We start from the raw sequence: 22,003 nt of genomic DNA on the forward strand, positions 1-22,003 counted from the left end.
ACTACGTCCTGAGCTAGCGAGGCCGACGTAAGCCGAGGCGCACCATCGAGCGTCGTCCACCCGCTGTGGGTTGACGACGGATCGCCCGGCGCTCCGACGGCTTGATGTCCCACGTTTCCGGCCGCGCCGCCACCCAGCGCTTGGAGCGGACGGCAAAGGGAATGTGAACCAGGTAGATCGCAATGAGAACGATCAACAGCACGTACGGGAAGGTGATCAGTGCGGCCGCGGTCAAGGCCACGAGGACCAGCAGCGCGGCAGCCATGTGCGGCGGCACGGATACCGATTTCATGGCCAGGGTCGGGATGCGGCTGACGATCAGAGCTGCCGAGAACAACATCCAGATGACTACAACTACCTGCGACGACCACCACCCGTCACCCCATTGGATGGTTGCAGCCAGGGGGGTGAGGGCGATCAGGGCGCCTGCGGGCGCTGGCACTCCGACAAAGTACTCGCGGGCATATGCGGGGACGTCGTCTTCGTCGAGCAGGGTATTGAACCGGGCCAGGCGCAACACGATGCTGACGGCGTAGACCAACGCGATGATCCAGCCGAAGTTGGTGTCGTCCAACAACGTCACGTACAGGACCAATGCCGGGGCAACGCCGAACGAGATGGCATCGGACAGTGAATCGAGCTCGGCACCGATCTTGCTGGTCGCGTCGAGAAGGCGGGCGATCCGGCCGTCGAGTGAATCGAGGACCGCCGCAGCACCGACCATCGCGAGCGAGATGCCAGGCTCTCCGTCGAGTGCGAACTTGACGGCGGACAGGCCCGCACACAGCGCGAGGATGGTGATGACGGACGGCAACAACCGCACGGCTTGCGTGCGTTTGGGCACCTTCATGGCCGGGCTGGTTGTCACCACCGGTCTCTTCACGGCTGGCTTCATTCTCGGTGTCTTCACGGCAGTTGCGCGATGACGGTTTCAGCGCCAATTGTGCGCTGACCTGGTTCGACCAGCAAGGTCGTTCCGGCCGGGAAGTACGTGTCGACGCGCGATCCGAAGCGGATCAGACCGTAGGTGTCACCGATGGGAAGGGCATCGCCGACACCGGCGTAGCAGACGATACGACGCGCGAGCAGACCGGCGATCTGCACGACGGCAACGTCGTGTCCGCTCGCGGTCTCGATGAGCATGCTGTTGCGCTCGTTGACCTCGCTGGCGTCGGCCAGGTCTGCGGAGAGGAACTTGCCAGGCTGGTGAACAACCGTCTTGACGGTGCCTCCGACGGGAGCGCGCTGGACGTGTACGTCCAGAACCGACAGGAAGATGCTCACGCGGGGGCGAGGTTCGCTGCCGAGGTTCAGTTCGGCAGGCGGGACGGCATTGTCGACCAGTGCGACCTCGCCGTCGGCCGGGGCCACGACGACGCCGATGCGGTTGGGCGGTACCCGGTGCGGGTGACGAAAGAACGTGGCGCACGCAGCTGCAGACACAAGGCCGGCTCGGCGCACCCACTTACGGTTGCGACCCAGGGCTGCAACACCCAGCGGAGCCAGCACAAACGGTAGACCGGCGGGATGAAGCGGCGGAATCGCATGCCGAACCAGATCGACGATATGTCCGATTCCGGTGGGTTGCGGGGTTCCGGGGGGTGTGGGTCGGCGTGCCACAGGCTCCTCTAACTACTCGGTCGGTGTACTGCTGGCCGCACAGACACTACGGGGCGTCGTGCATCACTAGATTACGTGAGGCATCCGTTACTGCGGCATCTGTTGTTGCGGCACCCGCTATCGTCCGCCCCAGATCATGTAGGCGCAGTAGCCGAGCACACCGACCAGATAGAGAACGGTCGGGGCGACGAGGAGCCAGGTATCGACGGAACCATCCGTCGATGTGCCCGCGACCGCTGCCATCCAGGCAAGTAACAGTGCGGTGGCAGCGCCGAGCCATTCGAGGTCTTCGGAAATTCTTCGATCGAACTCGGCGCGATTGACCGGGTCCGTCCAGTATCGATGGTTCGCGATGCTGATCGCGTGCCCAGGAACACGGGGGATCAGGAACCTCGCTGACCCGAACGCGAGAGTGAGACCGAGACAGATTCCGCCGATCGGACCGAGGAACGACCACTTCGAATCCCACCGGGTTACCGCACCGGACGCGTCGAAGTGACCGGGAATCTCGTAGGCAACTCTATTACGTGTGCGCAGCCTGTAGCGGCATCAAGTACGAGAAGTACCCGGCGTAGTCGGTGGTGCGGATAGCAAGAGGCAGTGCCGCGCCGCTCGCCCGAATCACCAGTGCCCGACCGGGTTGCGCTGCCGCGGCCTCGCGAAGTCGCTGCCGATCGACCAGCACTCGGAACCTCTCTGCGGGAACCACGTCAGCCGGATCGATCCGAGCGCTTCCGTTGCCGTCGACGCTCACGATCGCTGTTTCCGTGGAGCCGTTGAGCAGGGCCGCCAGTTGGTCACCTCTCAGTTCGGTTGCGCCACGGTCCTCGCGCAGGATGCGATGGTTCGGAAATTCACCGTCCTCGATGAGCGGGCTCGACACCGATCCGCCGGGATACGACGCGGTCACCGATCGGGTGGCGAAGGTGAGCGTCACGACTCCGGCGATGTCTCGCATCCTTCGCGCAAAGGCGAGCGGAACGACTGCCGAGACGGTCAAATTGGATCGCACGCTCACTTCTGCGACCGCTAGCCGGTACCGATCAGTGGTGACAAACGCCGCGACGCCGTCGTGAATGTCGATATGTACTCCGCGAAGGATCGGGAACTCCGAATCGGCGTCCACGGCAAACAGCACGGCGTCGAGTGCGCGTCGTACATCCCAGGAATCGAGGTCGACGCCGGTAGCGGTCGGCCGGGAATCGATGAGCCGATGGATTCGATCGAGTTCGGCGCGGGCGTCGGCGAGCCCGTCTTCGAGATTGCGCAAGTGCGCGTCCAATCGGGAGTGTGGGTCCGGCCCGGTCAGGACGGCTGTCATTTCCCGAACCGGGACACCGACGCGCCGCATGCCCGCGATCAGGCGAGCATCACGGAGTTGGTCGTCGGTGTACCAGCGATAACCGGTGTGAGGGTCGACGGAGTGCGGAACCAGCACGCCTTCCTTGTCGTAGAAGCGCAGCGCACTGATCGGTAGCGCCGACGCCCTCGCCATCTCGCCGATTGTCAGGAGCGCAGGGGTCAGGAGCGCTGGGCTAGTGGTCACGATCGAATTCTGCCCGCAATCGCGCGATGGCGCCCCGAATCATCCGGCCGTATCCGTCGTCGGTCAGTGTTCCGGCCGCGTCTTCGGCCTTGGTCAGATGCTCGTGAGCTTCGGCGACTCGACCGAGTTTGTTGTAGTCGGCGGCCAGGTTGAGGTGCAACGACGGGTAGAAGCCTGCAACCTGCAGCGTCGAATGGTGTTCTTGCGCCCGAGCATCGGTCAGCGAATCAGCCGCCTGGAGCGCGCGTAGATCCCAGCGGAGTTCGTCGGCGGGATCGTCCTGAACGTCGGCCATGTAGTGCGCGAGGGTGACAACGTGCAGCGGATCAGTGCCGACGTCACGCCATACGTTTTCGAACGCAGAGCGAGCCCCGGCCCGATCGCCGGAGCTCGCCAATTCTTGTGCCTGCATTATTCGGTTCATCACGGGATCCATGAAAGGAGATCCTGAAGTCTCGACCTGGTTGAGGGTCAAGCGAGAACGCTGGCTGCTTCCGCTTCCTTCTTCACACGCTCGAGAGTGGCGTTCATGCCCTTGACGAGTTCGACCTCGAAGCTGTCGTTGCCACCGAAGACCGTCTTGACCAGGAACTGCGAGACCTGGGACGTTCCGGTGGGAGCTTCACGGCGCTCGGTGAGCTTGGTTCCGGTTTCGGTCGCTTCGATGTTGTACGACCAGATGGTGCGGTTCTCGGCGATACGGAACGCGACGGACTTGTTGGGCTCGAACCGAACAACCTTCGCTGTTGTCGGCCAGACGAGAAGGCCCTTGCGGTTGATGTTCAGGGTCTTGGCACCCTCACGGACGGTTCCACCGATGACCTTCATCTTCTTGCACTGGGGGCTCCATTCGCCCATCCGCTGCAGGTCGGCGACGATGGCCCACACATCCTGCGGGGATGCATTGATGTCGATGCTGGCTTCGAGGGTGTTGGACAATGGTTTCTCCAGTCAATTTGATGATACGGCGAGTTACAAACACTTTTGCCGACGGTACGCGATACGTCAATACCCGATGTGCCTCAGGTCACCTTACGGCCAGGTCGCAGGGGTGGGCGGGAGGCCGGCGGCCGGTAGCGGACAATAGACGGCGCACGCATGCCTGCCATCCGACTGGAGTACCGAGTGAACACCGACGCCTTGCCCGACGAACGGGCCGGACTCAAGAGGGGGCTGACGGCGCGGCACATTCGTTTCATTGCTCTGGGCTCGGCAATCGGAACGGGACTTTTCTACGGCAGTGCCGAAGCGATCAAGCGCGCCGGGCCGTCGGTTCTGCTGGCATACCTGATCGGTGGCCTCGCGGTGTACCTGGTGCTGCGCGCTCTCGGTGAGATGGCGGTACGCAACCCAGTCTCCGGTTCGTTCAGCGAATACGCCAACCAGCATCTGGGGCCGCTCGCCGGATTCATGACGGGGTGGACGTACACATTCGAGATGGTGATCGTCTGTCTTGCCGACGTCACCGCGTTCGGCCTGTATATGCAGTTCTGGTTCCCGGACGTGCCACGCTGGATTTGGGTTCTGGCCGTCGTCTTCTTCATCGGCGCCCTGAACCTGTTGAGCGTCAAGGTGTTCGGTGAGCTCGAGTTCTGGTTCACGCTGGTCAAGATTACCGCCATCATCGCGATGATCGTGGGTGGTATCGCCATCATCGTGTTCGGATTCGGCGTGCACGACACCGACGCGGGAGTCAGCAATCTGTGGTCGGACGGCGGATTCTTCGCTACGGGAATCGGCGGGTTCCTCGCGTGCTTTGCAATCGTCATGTTTGCGTTCGGCGGCACCGAAATCATCGGAATCACTGCCGGTGAGGCAGAAGACCCCGCGCGGACCATCCGAAAAGCGGTCAACACCGTTCCGGTACGCATCATTCTTTTCTACGTCTGCACCCTCGCAGTCATCATGATCATCATTCCGTGGCAGACCATCACCAGCGACAACAGTCCCTTTGTGCAGATCTTCGAGAACCTCGGATTGGGCACCGCTGCTTCGATACTCAACATCGTGGTCATCACCGCGGCGCTCTCCGCCATCAACAGCGACGTGTTCGGCGCCGGCCGCATGATGTTCGGCATGTCCCACGCCGGTCAGGCCCCGCAGGTCATGAAGAAGGTGTCCCGCAACGGAGTTCCGTGGATGACTGTAGTGATCATGACCGTCGCCTTGTTGGTCGGCGTGGTGCTCAACTACCTGATCCCGGACCAGGTTTTCCTCGTGATCGCGTCGCTCGCGACCTTCGCCACCATCTTTGTGTGGGTCATGATTCTGCTGTCGCAGTTCCGTTCACGCCGCCAGATGAGTGCCGACGAAACAGCGGCACTGAAGTTTCCAGTGCCGCTGTGGCCGTACGGTCAGATCTTCGCGATCGGTTTCCTGGTGTTTGTCATCATCTTGCTGGGCGTCATTTCCGACACCCGTGTTGCTCTACTGGTGGGCGCCGGATGGCTTGTCCTGCTGGCCGGCGCGTACTACAAGTGGGTGAAACCCGCCGTCAGCGCAGCGGATCGAAGTGGCGCATCACAGTAGGCATCGTGCCTGCCGTCATCGACTCCGACATCATCTTTCCGGTCAACGGACCCAACGCGATTCCCCACATCCCGTGACCACCCGCGACATGGACACGCGGCGACTTCGTAGCACCGATCAACGGCAACCCGTCAGTGGTACAGGGACGTGATCCGACCCATTCCTCGTCACGCGCAGTCCAGTCGATGCCGCGGAGCATGGGCTTTGCGGCGTCGATGATCGCCTGCACGCGACGCGGATCCAACGGTGCGTCTGGGCTGCGGAATTCCATCATTCCGGCGACGCGGAACCTGTCGTGCAGCGGCGTGCACGCCACGCGCTGAGTGGGGAAGTACACCGGGTTCTTGGGCAGGTGATCGGGTGTGACGCTGAAGCTGTATCCGCGTCCCGCCTGCACCAGTTTGCGCACACCGAACGGCGCTGCCAGCTTGTTCAAGCGAGCGCCACTGGAAATCACGACGGCATCTGCTGCACGCGAATCACCGTTGGCGGAGCGAACACTCACGCCGTCGGCACGGTCGTCGATTGACGCCACATCGAAGCCGGTGATGATGTCGGCGCCACGTTCACGGACAGCGTCGGCCAACGAGTTCACGAATTGCGGGGGATCGATGAAACGCTGACCACGCAGCCGGATTCCGGCCTTCACGCCGGTGCCGAGGGTCGGCTCGAGCGAGTGGATCGCATCGTGGTCGAGGAGATCGAAGTCGACCTCGCCGCCGGCGGACTCCACATGACGGAACTCCTCGACCAGGTTCTCGCGATCCTGCTCCGACGCAAACGCCGCGAGGAATGGATCAGCCAGTCGGGTGTGCTCCTTGACGCCACCGTCGGCAAGTTCGTCGAATGCGCCCAGCGCAGTTCGGTTGACCTCCGTGTAGACGGACATCGCGTCCTGCCACTTCGAGGGCGTGCAGTGGCGAGCAAATCCGACCAGGAACCGGATCAGTTTCAGATCGGTTGTCAGCGGAACATACACCGGCGACGACGGGCTGAGCATCGCGCGCAGGCCGTACTGAAGGACAGCGGGTTCGGGGAGCGGAAGCGTGAGAGCGGGGGCGAGCCAGCCGGCATTTCCCCAGCTGGCATCAGCGGCGACGCCATCACGATCGACGACGGTGACGTCGACTCCACGTTCCTGGAGGAACCAGGCCGTCGACAATCCGACCATGCCTGCGCCGACCACGACCACACGATCGGGGCTCTGACGAGTTCCCATGACCTGCTCCTTTAGCTCCGTTGACATACGAGACGCCGGTCACACCGGCTCTGTTTCAAGCATGGGCTGAGGGGAAGGTAAAAGGAGTGGCCGTTCGGCCACAGGTAGAGATCAGGCGTTGTGCATATGCACAACGGGCGTTCAATTCCGCAGTTTGAACTGGAGCATCAGGATCAGTCGAGTGTCCGCGTCGGTCAGGTCAACACCACACATGTCTTTGCAGCGACGTAGCCGATTGCGCAGGGTGTTGGGGTGAACGTGCAGTGCTGCGGAAGAATTCGCGACATCACCGCCCTTGTCGAGGAAGGCGCGGGCCGTGGCGACAAGTTCGCTGCCGTGCCGACGGTCGTGCTCGTCCAACGCGCCAAGGGGTGTGGCATCGCCCAGTCCGTCGAAGATGTCGGCGACATGCAATGCCAGTACTGACGCCAAGGTGTCGTTCATTCCCGCGACAATCCCGCCGGACCGGTTGTGCCGCAGCGCGCCCAGAACATGGTCGGCGTCGGCCCGCGATAGATGGCATTCGCTGGCGGATTTCACAGTTCGGCCCACCGCCACGGCAAGTTGTGCGCGTTCGCGGGCGCGACCGAGGAAGTCCTCAAGCAACCGGCGGGTGTTCGCTTCGTCAGCGGAGACAACAAGATAGGTCGCGTCGATCAACTGCGCGATCACTGCGTCGACGGCCAGTGTGTCGAGATACAGACCCAACGACGCCGCGACGGTGCTCGGCATGAAACCGGCTGTCGCGCCAACCGCTACGACGGTCAGCGGTCCGCGCAGTCGCAAGTCCTCGGCGGCGCGGAATGCCTGCTCGCCGCCGCCGATCAGTGCTTTGACTCGCTCGGTCTGGCGGCGTCTGGTGCTGTTGATCCGGTCCCGCTCGGACGCGATGTGCTCCGCAACCACGGGCACAGCAGCGCGAAGTGTCGATTCCTGGGACGGCGTCGGCTCGCCGGCGAGTGCAACCCAGATAGACCCGACGGCAATGTTGTTCTCACGCACGGCGATGACAAGCCGGGGAGTGATCGCCGGATCGTCGAGGTTGACGTAGATAGGGTCCGTCTCGCGATGGAGGCGTTCGAAAACACCTGCATTCGAGAGTAGTTCGCGAATTCGGCCGGGTACCTGCCGGCCGAGGATGGTTCCGATCCGAGCCTCGTCCACGGCTTGTTCACCACCGGAGTAGGCAAGGACGGTCGAGTTCTCGTCCTCGATGGTGACGGGGGCTCCGAGTAATTCCGCCAAGGATCCCGCGACGCTGAAGAGATCGTCGTCGCGCAGGTCCATGAGGCTGAGCCTACTGAGCCGGTTCGTTTCTTGTGGTGCGACGCGTAGGGGTTGCAACTATAGGCTGGTGCAATGGCTGACATCGAAGGTGTTCTGTTCGACATCGACGGAGTCCTGCTCACGTCATGGCAGCCCATCGAGGGTGCCGGCGAGGCGGTCCGCGATGTGCGTAGTCGGGGCTTGGCGTGTGGGTTTCTCACCAACACCACCTCCCGCAGTTCGACCCTGATTGCGGAGGGACTGTGTGACGCGGGAATTGCCGTCGAGCCCAGCCAGATTGTCACTGCAGCAAGGCTCACCGCAGAGTACGTGCGCGCCACATATCCCGAAGCGAAGGCCTGGGTGCTCAACAACGGCGATGTGTCCAGCGACCTCGAGGGAATCGAACTGGTCGACAAGAACCCGGATGTCGTCATCCTCGGCGGCGCCGGCCCCGAATTCACACACGAGGCACTGAGTCAGGTGCTCGAATATTTGCTCGACGGTGTCCCGGTGGTCGCGATGCACCGCGGAATGATGTGGGAGACAGATACGGGCTTGAAGATCGACACCGGAACGTACCTACCGGGTTTCGAGGAAGTTGCCGGCGTCAATATCGCGGCCGTCGGCAAGCCGTCGCTCACGGGCTTTCTCGCGGCCACCGAATTGATGGACGTCGACGCCGAAGCGACGGTCATGGTAGGAGACGATCTGATCGGTGACATCCTTTCGTCGCAAAGGGTCGGGTTGACCGGAGTTCTGGTGCGTACCGGCAAGTTTCGGCAGGCAGTGCTCGAATTGGCGACGCAACAGCCGGACTATGTCATCGATTCCGTGGCGGATCTACCGGGCTTGTTGGAAACCTTGCTCGAGTCGTGACCTGCAAAGCGTGACGGACGTCATGTGAGCGGGTACTCTCGCGCCCGAATCCATGAACGTGTTCCAAGAAGGAGTTTTCTATGCCCTTGATCTCGTCAGTCTGGTTCCGCCGCTCGTCCTCACGAGTTAACGGAAGTACCAGTAGTCGGTTGGGGGGCCGCCTGGCGAGAACAGGGGCTGTGGTGACCGCGGGGATGGGCTTGGTTGCGGGGCTGGCGCTGGCCGGCGGGGGAGTCGCTTCGGCTGCACCCGTTACGTGTGTGTCGCCGCCGTTGGTCAACGACATCCAGGTATCGGACACCGCGAGCTGTGGCGCACAGGCTGTTGGTGCGGGACGCTCGCAGGCCGGTGCCATGGAGAGCGGAACAGCTGTCAGCGTCTCGGCTGACAACAGCTACACCAACACTTACGCCAACGGTTTCGGAACGGCTCTCGGTGCTTCGCGCGGCAACGGTCAGGCTCACGCCTATGCACTCGGTGGCGGCATCGCCCGTGCCGGTGCGGCCGACGGAAACTTCACCGTTGCCATCGCCGGGTGGGGAGCGGGAGCGACGGCTGACGCCAACGGAGTCAACTGCATGGGCAACTTGTCCTTCGCTGTGAACTTCACCAACGGACAGTTCTGCATCGCCGGCTGAGTCTTGACCTTGCACTCGGCACGCTCGAGTGCTAAAAATGCAATTGGCACTCGCGAGCTGTGAGTGCCAGGTCGAGTCAGTGAGACCGGGATCCATCGACACCCCCGGTCGTCCGTCGCGGGCACTGACTTAAGACCGCAGGCTAGATGGGTGACCTAAGCAAAATTCGGTCGCCCTGTGCCGATGAGGTGACCCGACGAGCGGTCACCTTGTGTGTCACCCCCTATCCGGAGGATCACTTCGCAATGGCAAAGATCATCGCGTTCGACGAAGAGGCACGTCGCGGCCTCGAGCGAGGCCTCAATGCCCTCGCCGACGCTGTCAAGGTGACGTTGGGCCCCAAGGGTCGCAACGTCGTTCTCGAAAAGAAGTGGGGCGCCCCCACGATCACCAACGATGGTGTTTCCATCGCCAAGGAGATCGAACTCGACGACCCGTACGAGAAGATCGGCGCGGAGCTCGTCAAGGAGGTCGCCAAGAAGACTGACGACGTCGCTGGCGACGGCACCACCACCGCCACCGTCCTCGCACAGGCACTGGTCCGCGAAGGCCTGCGTAACGTCGCAGCCGGCGCGAACCCGCTCGGCCTCAAGCGCGGCATCGAGAAGGCTGTCGAGGCTGTCACAGCTCGCCTGCTCGAAACCGCCAAGGAGATCGACACCAAGGAGCAGATCGCTGCTACCGCCGGTATTTCCGCAGGCGACCCGTCCATCGGCGAGCTCATCGCCGAGGCAATGGACAAGGTCGGCAAGGAAGGCGTCATCACGGTCGAGGAGTCCAACACCTTCGGCCTGCAGCTCGAGCTCACCGAGGGCATGCGCTTCGACAAGGGCTACATCTCGGCGTACTTCGCCACCGATGCAGAGCGTCAGGAAGCCGTCCTCGAAGACGTCTACATCCTGCTCGTCAGCTCCAAGATCTCCACGGTCAAGGACCTGCTGCCCCTGCTGGAGAAGGTTATCCAGTCCGGCAAGCCGCTCCTGATCATCGCCGAGGACGTCGAGGGCGAAGCTCTCTCCACCCTCGTCGTCAACAAGATCCGTGGCACCTTCAAGTCTGTTGCCGTCAAGGCTCCCGGCTTCGGTGACCGTCGTAAGGCTCAGCTCGCCGACATCGCCATCCTCACGGGTGGCGAGGTCATCAGCGAAGAGGTCGGACTCTCCTTGGAGACCGCAGGCCTCGAGCTCCTCGGCCAGGCACGCAAGGTTGTCATCACCAAGGACGAGACCACCATCGTCGAAGGTGCCGGCGACGCCGACGCCATCGCAGGTCGCGTCAGCCAGATCCGCGCTGAGATCGAGAACAGCGACTCGGATTACGACCGCGAGAAGCTGCAGGAACGTCTGGCCAAGCTGGCCGGCGGCGTTGCAGTCATCAAGGCAGGCGCAGCAACCGAGGTTGAGCTCAAGGAGCGCAAGCACCGCATCGAAGATGCAGTGCGCAACGCTAAGGCAGCTGTCGAAGAGGGCATCGTCGCCGGTGGCGGCGTAGCACTCATCCAGGCAGCTCCCGCCCTGGACGACCTCAAGCTCGAAGGTGACGAGGCAACCGGCGCGAACATCGTTCGCGTTGCACTGTCCGCTCCGCTCAAGCAGATCGCATTCAACGCAGGCCTCGAGCCCGGCGTTGTTGCGGACAAGGTCTCCAACCTGCCCGCAGGTCACGGCCTCAACGCTGCGACCAACGAGTACGAAGACCTGCTCGCTGCAGGCATCAACGACCCGGTCAAGGTCACCCGCTCGGCACTGCAGAACGCAGCGTCCATCGCGGCTCTGTTCCTGACGACCGAAGCTGTTGTCGCTGACAAGCCGGAGAAGTCTGCTCCCGCAGGCGATCCCACCGGCGGCATGGGCGGCATGGACTTCTAAGTCCGTCCCCTTAGCTCCTAGAGGCCCGGTCCACCATTTGGTGGGCCGGGCTTTTACGTGAGTGAGGGTGTGGTGGGGCTCGACTTCACAAGTTTCTTCGCATGGCGCACGGCTTCGATCAGTCTGTTGATCGGAGGTTGTTTCTGTCAGGAAGTGACCTTGTTTCTGTCAAGATCGCGGGATCTCTCATCGGATGCCATCTTGAGCTGCTCGAAACTCGCGCGAAGAAGCCCAATGTAGTGATGGAGATCCGGCATTGCCACTGTGTCCGCTATGACATTGAGAGTTAACCCACCGCCGGATGCGGCGACCATAAAGTGCCGCAGCCCATCCCCGTCCACTGGCGGTTGTGTCGCGAGCACAGCTGCGCCCGGTGCCCCGTTCAAAGTTAGCCCGTCGACCGAGAGCGGAATATTGCTCACCATTGTGTGCTGGTAGCAGGGGTGGTTCAGGTCGTAGGGGTTCTTCCTACGTGTATATGCAATCAACCGCAGCAATGGTGCCGGCGCTGTTTCGATCGCAGCGCTTACACGGCGGATCGCGAGGTGGGAAGTGCGAGCTTTCTCCAAACGGGCAGACTCTGCAATGAGCGCCACCCGTTTCAACGGATCTTCGACGTGGGTGTGCATATCAATTGCCAGGATTACCAACTGATTTGCAGACTCCCAGTCTTCTATCTTGCGCATAGACCGTGGCACCATCGCAACGAGTGATCCCTTCGGCTCTTCACCCTTCTCCGTCAGATACCTCATCAGAGCACCGCCGACGACTGCTAGCAGAACATCGTTGATGGTTGCCCCGGAGACTGCATCCTTGATCTGGCGAACAGCTGCACCGGGCAGCGTGATCTGCTCGAGTGTCCCAGACCCGCTCACCTTGCCGTTGAAACGGGTTGTTGGATGATCGCGGAAACTCTCGACCCATTCGCCAGCAGCCTGTGCTTCGGCAACGGCCCTGTGAGCCGCACGATTGGCGGGCACGTGTCTGGCGAATCGTAGAACCTGGTTTGGCATACTCAGCACAGCATTGAGGAGCATGCGCGCCTTCAAAAACGGTATCGCAGGCTCGAACTCCGCCGGCCGCAACGTATCCGAAAAGATGGCTTCACCCAACATTCGGATCGCAATTCCGTCCGCGCCGCTGTGGTGCGACTTGAGGACTACAGCAGTCAGTCGGCCGGGCAGATCGTCCAGTCCCTCTATTCCATTGAAAAAGTGCAGTTCCCAAGGTGGACGTGTCAAGTCCATCCGGGAGGTCAACAACTTGCTAAGCGGATCCTGCAGTGCGGCCCAACCAGGCTCGGTGATATTGGTGACTTGCACGTGGTCACTCACGTCGAAGTTGCTGGCTGGGACCCAATGCGGATGCTCGAGGCTCAGTGGTGTTCGCTGAATGCGTTGCGTAAACATCCGGTTGTGGCCGAGGCGCGCAGTGACCCACTCGACGGCTTGTTCCTGTGAGAATTCCGAATCGGGGTGTCGCGAGGTCTCGAAGAAATAGACGCCAATGAGGTGTCCCAGATGCCCATCGGCTTCGTTGTAGATGTAATCGGCATCGCGTGGGCTCAATTGCGTAACCCTCATTGCGAATGGATTGGACAATCTCATGGGTGCTCCTCGTGTGGGGGTGCAGAGCTATATGCTGGCGCTGCTGAAGTCGAAAATCCCCGAGGCTTATGTCAGCCTCGGGGATTCTCTGAGTTCCATGGATGATGGCCAGAAGACCATGATCATTTGGTAGATCGACGGCTACCATCCGTCCACCCAGACCGTTCACTTGGGGTTCTTGATCACCATGCTTCCGATGGCCGTGTACTCGGTAACGAGCCCAACCCAGTTCAGCATGTGGATAAGGTACCTCTCAATCATTGTAAATTCCTCTCATTTCAGACTGGTTGGGTGAAGGAAGACAAGGTGTCGAGGTACTTCGCAAATGTACCTACCAGGTCAACAGAACCGAACGCGACCATGTCGGACAAGTAGGCCAGAAGAATATTGAACATTGTTGTTTTATCTCCTAATTACGTGCCGGCGATGGAGCCGAGGCCCGATTGGATGAGTCCGGAGGATCCCGCAGAACCGGTAACCCCAAGATTGATGGCCGCGGACACGGTTGCGAATATTCCGCCAACTATGCCCTTCATCGACTCCAATACCGGCAGCAATAGTGCTGCATCGATGCTCCCGAGCGCGCCCATAAGGCTCGAAGTATCCACGATTTATTTGCTCCTCAACGATTGATTATTATTGAACGGGATTGAAATTCATATCGATGGACCCCATGACGGGAATCACGAATATGAACCCAATAATCATCTTGACCAGTTCACCGTACGGCGGGTCGAACATATCGGCGATTGATCCGAGTTTCATCATTCACTCCTGTCGTCAGAAAATATTCGGAAAAGAACTGCATTGCGATCAGCTGTTGCTGACGGCCTCGGCCAATGACCCCGTGCCAGCATCGACTCCGGGAATTATTGATCCGGAATACAGAACTCCCATGAGGTCGCTGAACATCGTCGCGGTCGTCGCAAAAAACAGTGCGAGCATACAGAGTTCCACCCTTTCGGTAGATCGGTAAACGATAGTTGCGCATTCATAAACGCCGGCTTGTGTAAGTCCACAAAGAGTAAAAACGTGGGCAGAGCTCAGGAAACACTGGTGTTCCAAACACTCAGATTTTCGTTGACCTGCTTACTCTTTGTGGATGCTTCTGGCATCACGCTAATGCAGGATAGCTCGATTCGGTCACTTTTTGTCAAAGAAATTTTCCGCAATCTGCAACATGTTTCAGTTTTTGCTGGTCACGCCCCTAGTTTGCGAACAATCGTCCTTGTATCGGCCGATCGATGTGGCAACGGATCGGCCCTCCTGTGTGCTGGCCGGCGTGGATGCGGCCGATCATCTGTCGAATCCTGTGCCTGTATAGGTTACTTAGGCTGTCTACCAATAATTTTCGACGCATTGGCCGCTTGTCGACCGGTAATTCGTTCGATCCAAGTGAATCGACCAGAGCGGCTCGCGCACCTGGCGTATCCATCGAAAGTACTAGTGTCCGAAGGGAGTTCAGTGGAACTGTATCCGTCGAAAGTACTAGCGGGTGGCTAGTTTCGGCGCACCGCATCCTCTGAAAGTACTAGTTTCGGTGTACTGAACCCACTGAAAGTACTAGTCCAAGTGGATAATTCGGATGCGTCTAGGTTGGAGGGTGTCGCCACACTGATCGTCAGCGGGTGGGTGCTGTGGTCAGTGCTGTCGGGGATTTGTAGTCGGCTTATTGCTGCATGTTGCGTGCTACGTCATCTCGTTTCTTAAGCTCAGAATTTTCGGCCAATGACCTGGCCCTCGATCCCGTGTGGGTGACCAAACTCCATCAGGGAGCCGCGCGATAGTTAGTCGTGAGACTGCAATTTTTGCATCGAATTGCGCTTCTTGATCGGAAATACGGTTTCGGTCGGGGTGTTGTTAGACGTTGATCTTGTCGCTAATTTGCGGACGGGAATCGGATGTTGATCTGTTGTCGTCACCATGGGTAAGAGTGGTCTGTGACCGGTGCTAGTGCGAACCCGGCGCGACTAGTAGTTGTTAGAAGTCGTTTGTCGAGAGCCTGTTCGCGAAGTTTGATGCGATTGTGTCGGTCGGACGATCACAGACATCGTGTGGACGCGGTCGGATACTCATGGCTGAAGCAGTGCGTATGTTTGTCGGATTGGCTCGTTCGTTCGCGAGCTTGCTAGTGACGTTGACACAATTTCAGGAACACTGAGTACTGGGTCCAAGCCTTGCGTTGGGAGAGCCCGACCTGAGCGCCGCAGCGAATTCAGTTTAAGCTGCTGAGTGTCCGAGGCAGTAGCGGAAATCCACAGGTTGCGGAGGAAGCTCTTGCGCATTACCTCGCTGCCACGCGTCATCGACGTCGCAGGATAAGCAAAGGGAATGTGTGCGATGACCGACCTGAGTTTGCCGGAGGTACGAGAGTAATGGCTATTCGAAGCCTGAACCATGCGGTGCTGTTCGTTTCCGACGTCGAGCGGAGTGCGTCGTTTTACTGCGATGTACTGGGATTCGAGAAGCTTCCCGTGAATTTCCCCGGCGGCGCGTTCCTTCGCGGAGCGAACTCGGCAAACGATCACGACCTGGGACTGTTTCAAGCCAGCGCGCCGCGGGCGCGTGATGGCGCGGTTGGTCTCTACCACCTGGCCTGGGAGGTCGAGACGTTGAGCGAACTCGCGCAATGCCGCGATCGCATGCTGGCCGCAAATGCTCTCGGCGGAGCGTCCAATCACGCTGCGACCAAGGCCCTGTACGGTCGCGACCCTGACGGAATCGAATTCGAAGTCACCTGGCTGGTACCGGACGGGCTACTCGACGGTGAACTTGTGCCTGGTGTTGCGCACACGCGACCGCTGGACATCGCTGCCGAGATCGAACGATACGGCGCTTCGACGCCTGGTGGTCCGCGAACGGATCGTGCGATTTACGCGCAACTCATGGGGCGCATGGAGGAACAGAATCAGGACGCTTCGAATTGATTCTTGGAGCGAAGATCGTTTGCGACGCAGGTATCCCAGATATCGCGCGCTGCGATACGCACCGTTGATACGAGTTGGTTCATTTTCATGTCATCGATCGGTCCGCAGACAGAGAGTGCTGCGCGGTTGCCGTAGTAGTGATCGCGCGGACCGATTGACGTTGCCACGCAGGCAATTCCGAGCACTGATTCTTCGCGGTCCATCGCTACCCCGCGGTCGCGGACGCGATCCAATTCTGTGTAGAGGTGTTCTTGCGACGCGATGCTGTACTGGGTTGTCTTGCGAAGCGGAGCGCGAGTAATGCTCTGCATCTTGTCTGGTTCGAGATTGGCCAGAATCGCCTTGCCGACGGCGGTGACGTGTGCGGGAAGTCGCGAGCCGACACGGCTGGGGAGTGCTAGTGGCGTTCGTCCGGGGACGCGGTCCAAGTACAAGACATCACTGTTGTTCAGTGCCGCCAGATGGACCGTCAGCCCGGTCGAACGAGCCAACCGGTTCAAGACAGGCACGGCACCGTGGCGTAGCCGGTTCTGATTGAGTGCCCACTGGCCGAGTTCGTACGACTTGCTGCCGAGTTCGTATCGGTGTTCTTGCCGAGTGATCCACCGTTTGGTCACGAGTTGCTCGAGCAGGCGGTGAGCGGTGGAGCGAGGGATCCCCGTTCGCTGAGTTACCTCGGCGAGCGTGAGTGGCCCTGTGTTTTCGAAGGTTTCGAGGATGGCCGAAATTCGATCGACTACCGACACCGGATCGTCCACCTTGCGAGTGGTTCTCACCATGAACTCCTGTCCTCGCCGCGAATCTGTGATCGCAGTCACCTTAGTGTTGCCCGATTCGCGTCGGCAATTGTTCGGCCCAGCCAGCGGGAGTGGACTGCGACGGCTCGGTCGAGTGTCGCGTGCACGGTTGCCCGCAACTCATCGGGTGGACGGAGGGCTGTGCCTGCCGCCAGGAACTTGTGTGCACTCAGGTCCGGGGGAGAAGCCTGGGCAATCCCCGGATATTTGGACACCTGACCGATACAATCCGGACAGTCTTCCAGCGTCGGATGTGAGGGGCACACATGATCTTTCGGAACTCGTTGCCAACCGGGGTAGCTCAGTTGGGTCCGCGGGATGCGGAGTTCATCTACAACGAGTCCGAGGGCCACCTCAGTCATATGGTGTGCGCGTACTTCTTCGACACTGCGGGCCACCCGCTGGCCGACATGACACACGCCGACGCGGTTGGATGGATTTCGGAACGGTTCGGGTACTGGCCGCTGTTCACGAGCCGAGTGCAGCGAGTTCCCCTCGACCTGGACTATCCGTACTGGGTGCCGGCACCTGATTTCGATGTCGACGATCATGTGCGGGTGCACAAGGCGTCGGGGCCCGGATGGGCACCGGTGCGGGCGTTGCTGGGCAAGTCTCTGAGCGCGCCGATGGATCTGACGCGGCCGCCCTGGGAGTTGGAGGTCATGACGGGAATCAGCGGGATCGACGATCTACCCGGCGACCTGACGCTGATCATGCTCAAAACTCATCACAGCGCCGGCGACGGTTTGGAGATCAGGAACCTCACCAACCGATTGTTCTCGGGGCCGGCAAAACCCAAGGCGCCCGCACGGGAATCGGGTTTGCCGCTCGTGGAGATGATGGGGCGCAGTGTCCTCGGGTTCCCGGGACAACTGATCCGGTTCGGGAAGGGTCTCTCGGCGACAAAAGTAGCCGCAGAAGAGATCACACAGGCAGAGGAATCCGGTGAGTTGGCGAAGTACGTCGCAGACCGCCCGCCGACGCGTTTCAACCACGTGCTGGAGGGTGATCTGGCTCTGGAGTTCGTGACGCTCGACGGTGCTGACATCAAGGCGATCAGAGCCGCCGTGCCCGGGGTGACGGTGAACGATATGTTCCTGACGGTGGTGGCTGGGGCGCTCGAGAAGTATCTCGAGGAGAAGGACGAGCGGCCGGAACGCCCTCTGGCGGCAATGGTTCCGCGCTCGATGCGGCAGATTGCGGAATGGGAGTCGGCCAATCAGCTCGCGCTCCTGACCGTCGATCTGCACTCCGACGTTGCGGATCCGGTCGAGAAACTGACCCGGATCCGGGATTCTGCGCAAGTGGCCAAGGAGCGTAGCTCGCACCTCGCTGTCCGGAAATTCAGCACACGTATCGAGACGTCACCTGCGCCGTTACTACGTTTGACGGGGCTGGCCAGGCGCCTCAACAAGCTGAATACGGATCGTGAGGTCATGCAGCACACCACGATCAGTAATGTCCCGGTGACGATCGACGGAAACGTGTTCGACGGTGCGCCCGCAGTTGCCGTGTTGGGTGGGCAGGCGCCGGTTGACGGAGATGTTTTGCGCCACTTCCTGATTGCCGCGGCCGGCGGCGCGTTGACGCTCAACGTCATCGTCGCTCGCGGAGCGATGCCCGATCCGGAGCACTATGTCGTGCTGCTGCGCGAGAGTTTCGACGAACTGCGCCAGGCAGTTGAGTGCGACGTCCCCGCCGTCGAATGATTTTCCGGTCAGGTGCCCGCCGGGCCGGAATTGTTGTGGATCGCAATGAATTTTGTCCGGTAAATTGTTTCGAGAATGGGAAAATCGAGTTAATCGTTCATTTCGGACACAGGTTCTAGGATTAACACTAAGGTCGTAGACGACACATCAACGGTGAACCTTCGCCGGAACCGATTCTTTGGCGGTCGAGTGGGGATCCTTCTAGATAGGGAGTTCAGTCATGGGTTCTTTGATGGACATTCTTCTTGGACCGGACGGGATGGGCACTCAGCTGGGGAGCCTTCTCAACATGCTGATGGGATTGGATAACTTGGGTGCCAATCTCTTCGGCTCTCTGAGTGACACCTTCGGAGGGATCTCCGGATCTCTCGACACGATTAGTTTCCTGCCTGAAGTTATCCCGCCAGCTTGATCCTGCAATCTGAGCAGTTGGCACATCCACTTCACTCAACAGATATTTAGGAGTACAACATGATTGAAGGATCCGTCATGGATGCTGCGGGTTCCGTTGGCACCATTATCGGCCAGGGCATGGGCAGTGTTGCCGATATTGCTGTCAAGGGCCTCACCGCTCTTGCCGAACTGAGCGGTGGAACGCTGAAAGCCGCCAAGTAGCACAAAAGAGCTTGGTTTTGGGGCCCGGGCGCACGTCGCGCGGGCCCCAAAATGCTCTGTACCTGCATATTTGACCTTAATTATGGAGATTGACAGACAATTTTCCATTTCGCCACTGAATTCCAGTTTTGCCGCTAACGTGCTGATAGACAATGTTCGCAAGTTTTCTGTTGAGGAGTTAAAAATGGGGTCGCTGGCAAACATCCTCGGTTATGTTATGGAGAATGGCGAAACCGCAACTCAGGCACTGGTGAATGTGCTGTTAGGGTTGGATAACTTGGGTGCCAACTTGTTCGGCTCGTTGGGTGATACCTTCGGTGGGATCTCCGGATCTTTTGATGCAATCAGTTTCGCACCCGCCGTTGTCGCTCCGTAGTCTTGCAGCTCTGAATTATCTGACCATCCCGTAACTGTGCGGATAGAAGGAGAACAAACATGATTGAAGGCTCCGTAATGGATGCTGCGGGTTCCGTCGGAACTCTTATCGGCCAGGGGCTAGGCAGCGTCAGCGAAATCGCTGTCAAAGGCCTGACCGCGCTTGCCGAACTCAGTGGTGGAACGCTCAAAGCCGCGAAATAGGTCAAGAGTTTTTATTGTGGGGTCCACGCGAGAAATGCGAGGGCCCCACAATACTTTTCACGGGCGCGCTATCCCAATGGCATGAGCATCCAGGCTGCAAGATAAACCAAGGCTGCAGTTCCACCGGTGCAGACGGCAGCAATTACTGCCAGAACGCGAACCAGATTGACGTCGGCGCCAAAATATTCTGCAATCCCGCCGCACACTCCGGCGAGCATTTTGTTGTCGGTGGATCGGGTGAACGGGCGGGGTGTGTTGCTCTCGAATGTCATGGTTCAAGTCTGGCCTGACCAGGCCACTTCGACCATCGGGAATCACCCCCATCTATCCCTGATCTTCACCGAGCATCGAATTCGCCCGTTCATCAGGGCGTCACCAACTGGTTGCTGTTGACGGCTAGCCTGTCGGGAATGACCGAGATAGCAGAGCGCCGTCCTTTTCTCAGTGCCTTCGCCGACCTGTCGAGTGCGGTGGACCTGACTGACACGACGGCATTCACCGTCGACGACAGTGACGACGACGATCCCGTGTTGCTCACGGCACCAGGCGGTTTCGAGGTCGACACGTGGCGCGAGGGATACCCGTACGACTCTCGGATGTCACGCGAAGAGTACGAGATCGCCAAGCGTCTGCTGCAGATCGAACTCCTGAAGCTGCAGAACTGGTCCAAAGAAACCGGTGCCCGCCACGCGATCGTGTTCGAAGGCCGCGACGCAGCAGGCAAAGGCGGCACCATCAAGCGCTTCATGGAACACCTCAACCCGCGAGGCGCACGCGTCGTTGCATTGGAAAAGCCGTCGGCGCGAGAGTCGACGCAGTGGTACTTCCAGCGCTATGTGCAGCATCTTCCCGCTGCGGGCGAACTCGTGATGTTCGATCGCTCCTGGTACAACCGGGCCGGAGTCGAGCGTGTCATGGGGTTCTGCACGGACGAGGAGCACGAGCGTTTTCTGCGGCAGGTTCCGTTGTTCGAGCAGATGCTTGTCGACGACGGCATCAGCCTCATCAAGTTCTGGTTCTCCGTCTCACCGCTCGAGCAGCGGACGCGGTTCGCGATTCGGCAGGTGGATCCTGTTCGGCAGTGGAAGCTTTCGCCGATGGACATCGCCTCCCTCGACAAGTGGGATGCGTACACCGCAGCGAAGGAAGAAATGATCCGCTTCACCGATACGGAGACCGCTCCGTGGACCGTCATCAAGAGCAACGACAAGAAGCGTGCGCGGATCAACGCGATGCGGCATGTCCTCAGCCAGTTCGATTACGACAACAAGGATCACGACATCGTCGGAACGCCTGATCCGCTGGTTGTGGGCAGCCTGGAATAGCAAGACTGCTGACCGATGCCGTCGCGGTCGTTAGTGTGAGACGAATGGAGACCGTGCCGATCCAACTTCCCGATGGAACCGTCACTCCGATCCGCCTGTTTCCGGGACCGGTCGACGACGCTCCCGTTGTCGTGATGTTTCCCGGTCTCGGTGTGCCTGCTGGGTTCTACGATCCGGTGGCCGAAGCGTTGGTCACCGCGGGGTTCAACGCGGCGATCGGGGAATTGCGTGGCCAAGGCGACAGCCGGCCGCGACCAAGTGCGTCGTCGAGTTTCGGGTATCAGGAGTTGGTGTCGGTAGATTTCCCCGCCACCTTCGAAGTGGTGCGCGAAAGGTTCCCGGCGAGTACACCATTCCTGCTCGGTCACAGCATGGGCGGCCAGTTGGGGACGATGTACGCGGCGAGGATTCGCGGACGCCTCGGTGGGTTGATCCTGGTGGCGTCCGGTTCGCCGTACCACCGGGGCTTCCCGGGCATTCGCGCTCCGGGGTTGTATCTGGGTTCGTCGGCGATGTCGGTGACAGCCAACATCGCCGGGTTCTGGCCCGGTGATCGCCTGAGTGTCGGCGGCTTCGGGCGGCAGTCGAAAGTGTTGATCACCGACTGGGCCAGATTTGCGCGCACCGGCACCATCGAACCCGTCGGCGCGGACATCGATTACGAGGAGCGGATCGCCCGCCTGAACCTGCCGGTCCTGTCCGTCACCATCGACGGCGACGACCTTGCTCCGCGTCGATCCGCAAAGAACTTGGTGGACAAGCTCACCGGCTCACAGGTGACGATGGTGCACGTCGACGAACCACTCGGTCACAACGGCTGGATCCGGAAACCGGATGCTGTGACCGAGTGCATCGTCGCCTGGCTGCGCGACCGCTGAT

The 22,003-nt window shown here is 60.2% G+C and carries 25 protein-coding genes; 12 read left to right on the top strand and 13 right to left on the bottom strand.

All coding sequences use genetic code 11. The annotated features are described in order from the left end of the window. Nucleotides 1-13: 13 nt before the first annotated feature. The 6 genes from RG2_RS02975 to RG2_RS02995 form a co-directional block, all read right to left on the bottom strand. Nucleotides 14-850, bottom strand: a complete 837-nt coding sequence (locus RG2_RS02975; RefSeq protein WP_033235794.1) for a CDP-alcohol phosphatidyltransferase family protein — start codon at nt 848-850, stop codon at nt 14-16. A 56-nt stretch (nt 851-906) separates the two neighbouring features. Then, nucleotides 907-1,620, bottom strand: coding sequence for a phosphatidylserine decarboxylase (locus tag RG2_RS02980; protein WP_033235586.1), 714 nt, complete (start codon nt 1,618-1,620; stop codon nt 907-909). Nucleotides 1,621-1,737: 117 nt separating this feature from the next. Further along, on the bottom strand, nt 1,738-1,863 hold the full coding sequence (locus tag RG2_RS32200) for a hypothetical protein (protein WP_255285216.1): 126 nt from the start codon (nt 1,861-1,863) through the stop codon (nt 1,738-1,740). 280 nt (nt 1,864-2,143) lie between these two features. Further along, on the bottom strand, nt 2,144-3,166 hold the full coding sequence (locus tag RG2_RS02985; RefSeq protein WP_033235585.1) for a DNA polymerase III subunit beta family protein: 1,023 nt from the start codon (nt 3,164-3,166) through the stop codon (nt 2,144-2,146). Continuing rightward, nucleotides 3,156-3,602, bottom strand: coding sequence for a hypothetical protein (locus RG2_RS02990; protein WP_033235584.1), 447 nt, complete (start codon nt 3,600-3,602; stop codon nt 3,156-3,158). The genes RG2_RS02985 and RG2_RS02990 overlap by 11 nt, the downstream gene beginning before the upstream one ends. Before the next feature lie 35 nt (nt 3,603-3,637). Then, nucleotides 3,638-4,105: an SRPBCC family protein gene (locus RG2_RS02995; RefSeq protein WP_033235583.1), complete on the bottom strand. Its 468-nt coding sequence runs from the start codon at nt 4,103-4,105 to the stop codon at nt 3,638-3,640. Nucleotides 4,106-4,264: 159 nt separating this feature from the next. Between RG2_RS02995 and RG2_RS03000 the strand changes: the two genes are divergently transcribed. Next, the gene (locus RG2_RS03000) at nt 4,265-5,695 is read left to right on the top strand and encodes an amino acid permease (protein WP_371851293.1); all 1,431 of its coding nucleotides are present in this window, start codon (nt 4,265-4,267) and stop codon (nt 5,693-5,695) included. On the opposite strand, the gene RG2_RS03005 is transcribed toward RG2_RS03000, so the two are convergent. After that, nucleotides 5,661-6,914 carry an NAD(P)/FAD-dependent oxidoreductase gene (locus RG2_RS03005; protein ID WP_033235582.1) on the bottom strand — a complete coding sequence of 418 codons (1,254 nt, stop codon included), beginning with the start codon at nt 6,912-6,914 and terminating at the stop codon, nt 5,661-5,663. The two genes, RG2_RS03000 and RG2_RS03005, sit on opposite strands and share 35 nt — an antisense overlap. A gap of 141 nt (nt 6,915-7,055) precedes the next feature. Next, the gene (locus tag RG2_RS03010; RefSeq protein ID WP_033235581.1) at nt 7,056-8,201 is read right to left on the bottom strand and encodes a PucR family transcriptional regulator; all 1,146 of its coding nucleotides are present in this window, start codon (nt 8,199-8,201) and stop codon (nt 7,056-7,058) included. Nucleotides 8,202-8,273: 72 nt separating this feature from the next. Here RG2_RS03010 and RG2_RS03015 point away from each other — a divergent pair, with 72 nt between their 5' ends. The 3 genes from RG2_RS03015 (at nt 8,274) to groL (ending at nt 11,565) form a co-directional block, all read left to right on the top strand. Further along, nucleotides 8,274-9,059 carry an HAD-IIA family hydrolase gene (locus tag RG2_RS03015; RefSeq protein ID WP_033235580.1) on the top strand — a complete coding sequence of 262 codons (786 nt, stop codon included), beginning with the start codon at nt 8,274-8,276 and terminating at the stop codon, nt 9,057-9,059. An 80-nt stretch (nt 9,060-9,139) separates the two neighbouring features. Beyond that, complete coding sequence (locus RG2_RS03020; RefSeq protein WP_080711786.1) at nt 9,140-9,697, top strand: DUF6764 family protein; 558 nt, start codon at nt 9,140-9,142, stop codon at nt 9,695-9,697. Nucleotides 9,698-9,942: 245 nt separating this feature from the next. Further along, nucleotides 9,943-11,565: a chaperonin GroEL gene (groL, locus tag RG2_RS03025; protein WP_033235579.1), complete on the top strand. Its 1,623-nt coding sequence runs from the start codon at nt 9,943-9,945 to the stop codon at nt 11,563-11,565. Nucleotides 11,566-11,711: 146 nt separating this feature from the next. On the opposite strand, the gene RG2_RS03030 is transcribed toward groL, so the two are convergent. The 3 genes from RG2_RS03030 to RG2_RS32205 form a co-directional block, all read right to left on the bottom strand. Next, nucleotides 11,712-13,172, bottom strand: a complete 1,461-nt coding sequence (locus RG2_RS03030) for a wax ester/triacylglycerol synthase domain-containing protein (protein ID WP_033235578.1) — start codon at nt 13,170-13,172, stop codon at nt 11,712-11,714. A gap of 413 nt (nt 13,173-13,585) precedes the next feature. Further along, nucleotides 13,586-13,780, bottom strand: a complete 195-nt coding sequence (locus tag RG2_RS03035; protein WP_033235577.1) for a hypothetical protein — start codon at nt 13,778-13,780, stop codon at nt 13,586-13,588. A 28-nt stretch (nt 13,781-13,808) separates the two neighbouring features. After that, the gene (locus RG2_RS32205; protein ID WP_255285217.1) at nt 13,809-13,937 is read right to left on the bottom strand and encodes a hypothetical protein; all 129 of its coding nucleotides are present in this window, start codon (nt 13,935-13,937) and stop codon (nt 13,809-13,811) included. A gap of 1,610 nt (nt 13,938-15,547) precedes the next feature. On the opposite strand from RG2_RS32205, the gene RG2_RS03040 reads away from it, so the two are divergent. Further along, a complete protein-coding gene (locus tag RG2_RS03040; RefSeq protein ID WP_033235576.1) occupies nt 15,548-16,099 on the top strand; it encodes a VOC family protein in 552 nt (183 codons plus the stop codon). On the opposite strand, the gene RG2_RS03045 is transcribed toward RG2_RS03040, so the two are convergent. Then, the gene (locus tag RG2_RS03045) at nt 16,081-16,878 is read right to left on the bottom strand and encodes an IclR family transcriptional regulator (RefSeq protein WP_033235790.1); all 798 of its coding nucleotides are present in this window, start codon (nt 16,876-16,878) and stop codon (nt 16,081-16,083) included. The genes RG2_RS03040 and RG2_RS03045 overlap by 19 nt on opposite strands. A 284-nt stretch (nt 16,879-17,162) precedes the next feature. Between RG2_RS03045 and RG2_RS03050 the strand changes: the two genes are divergently transcribed. The 5 genes from RG2_RS03050 to RG2_RS31725 all read left to right on the top strand — a co-directional run bounded on the left by RG2_RS03050 (nt 17,163) and on the right by RG2_RS31725 (nt 19,799). Next, nucleotides 17,163-18,605 carry a wax ester/triacylglycerol synthase domain-containing protein gene (locus RG2_RS03050; RefSeq protein ID WP_033235575.1) on the top strand — a complete coding sequence of 481 codons (1,443 nt, stop codon included), beginning with the start codon at nt 17,163-17,165 and terminating at the stop codon, nt 18,603-18,605. Between the two features lie 220 nt (nt 18,606-18,825). Next, nucleotides 18,826-19,017: a hypothetical protein gene (locus tag RG2_RS31420; RefSeq protein ID WP_045063985.1), complete on the top strand. Its 192-nt coding sequence runs from the start codon at nt 18,826-18,828 to the stop codon at nt 19,015-19,017. A gap of 59 nt (nt 19,018-19,076) precedes the next feature. Then, complete coding sequence (locus RG2_RS31720; protein ID WP_165826254.1) at nt 19,077-19,220, top strand: hypothetical protein; 144 nt, start codon at nt 19,077-19,079, stop codon at nt 19,218-19,220. 82 nt (nt 19,221-19,302) lie between these two features. Beyond that, a complete protein-coding gene (locus RG2_RS03060) occupies nt 19,303-19,596 on the top strand; it encodes a hypothetical protein (protein WP_092802275.1) in 294 nt (97 codons plus the stop codon). A gap of 59 nt (nt 19,597-19,655) precedes the next feature. Next, nucleotides 19,656-19,799 carry a hypothetical protein gene (locus tag RG2_RS31725; RefSeq protein WP_165826256.1) on the top strand — a complete coding sequence of 48 codons (144 nt, stop codon included), beginning with the start codon at nt 19,656-19,658 and terminating at the stop codon, nt 19,797-19,799. 68 nt (nt 19,800-19,867) lie between these two features. Here the strand turns inward: RG2_RS31725 and RG2_RS03065 are convergent, their stop codons facing one another. Next, a complete protein-coding gene (locus RG2_RS03065; RefSeq protein ID WP_033235574.1) occupies nt 19,868-20,071 on the bottom strand; it encodes a PspC domain-containing protein in 204 nt (67 codons plus the stop codon). Between the two features lie 138 nt (nt 20,072-20,209). On the opposite strand from RG2_RS03065, the gene ppk2 reads away from it, so the two are divergent. Next, entirely contained in the window at nt 20,210-21,124 is a 915-nt protein-coding gene (ppk2, locus tag RG2_RS03070; RefSeq protein ID WP_033235573.1) for a polyphosphate kinase 2, read from the top strand. A gap of 44 nt (nt 21,125-21,168) precedes the next feature. Further along, nucleotides 21,169-22,002: an alpha/beta hydrolase family protein gene (locus RG2_RS03075; RefSeq protein ID WP_033235572.1), complete on the top strand. Its 834-nt coding sequence runs from the start codon at nt 21,169-21,171 to the stop codon at nt 22,000-22,002. Nucleotide 22,003: the final 1 nt, after the last annotated feature.

Source organism: Rhodococcus globerulus NBRC 14531 (assembly GCF_001894805.1).
Lineage (GTDB): Bacteria > Actinomycetota > Actinomycetes > Mycobacteriales > Mycobacteriaceae > Rhodococcus_F > Rhodococcus_F globerula.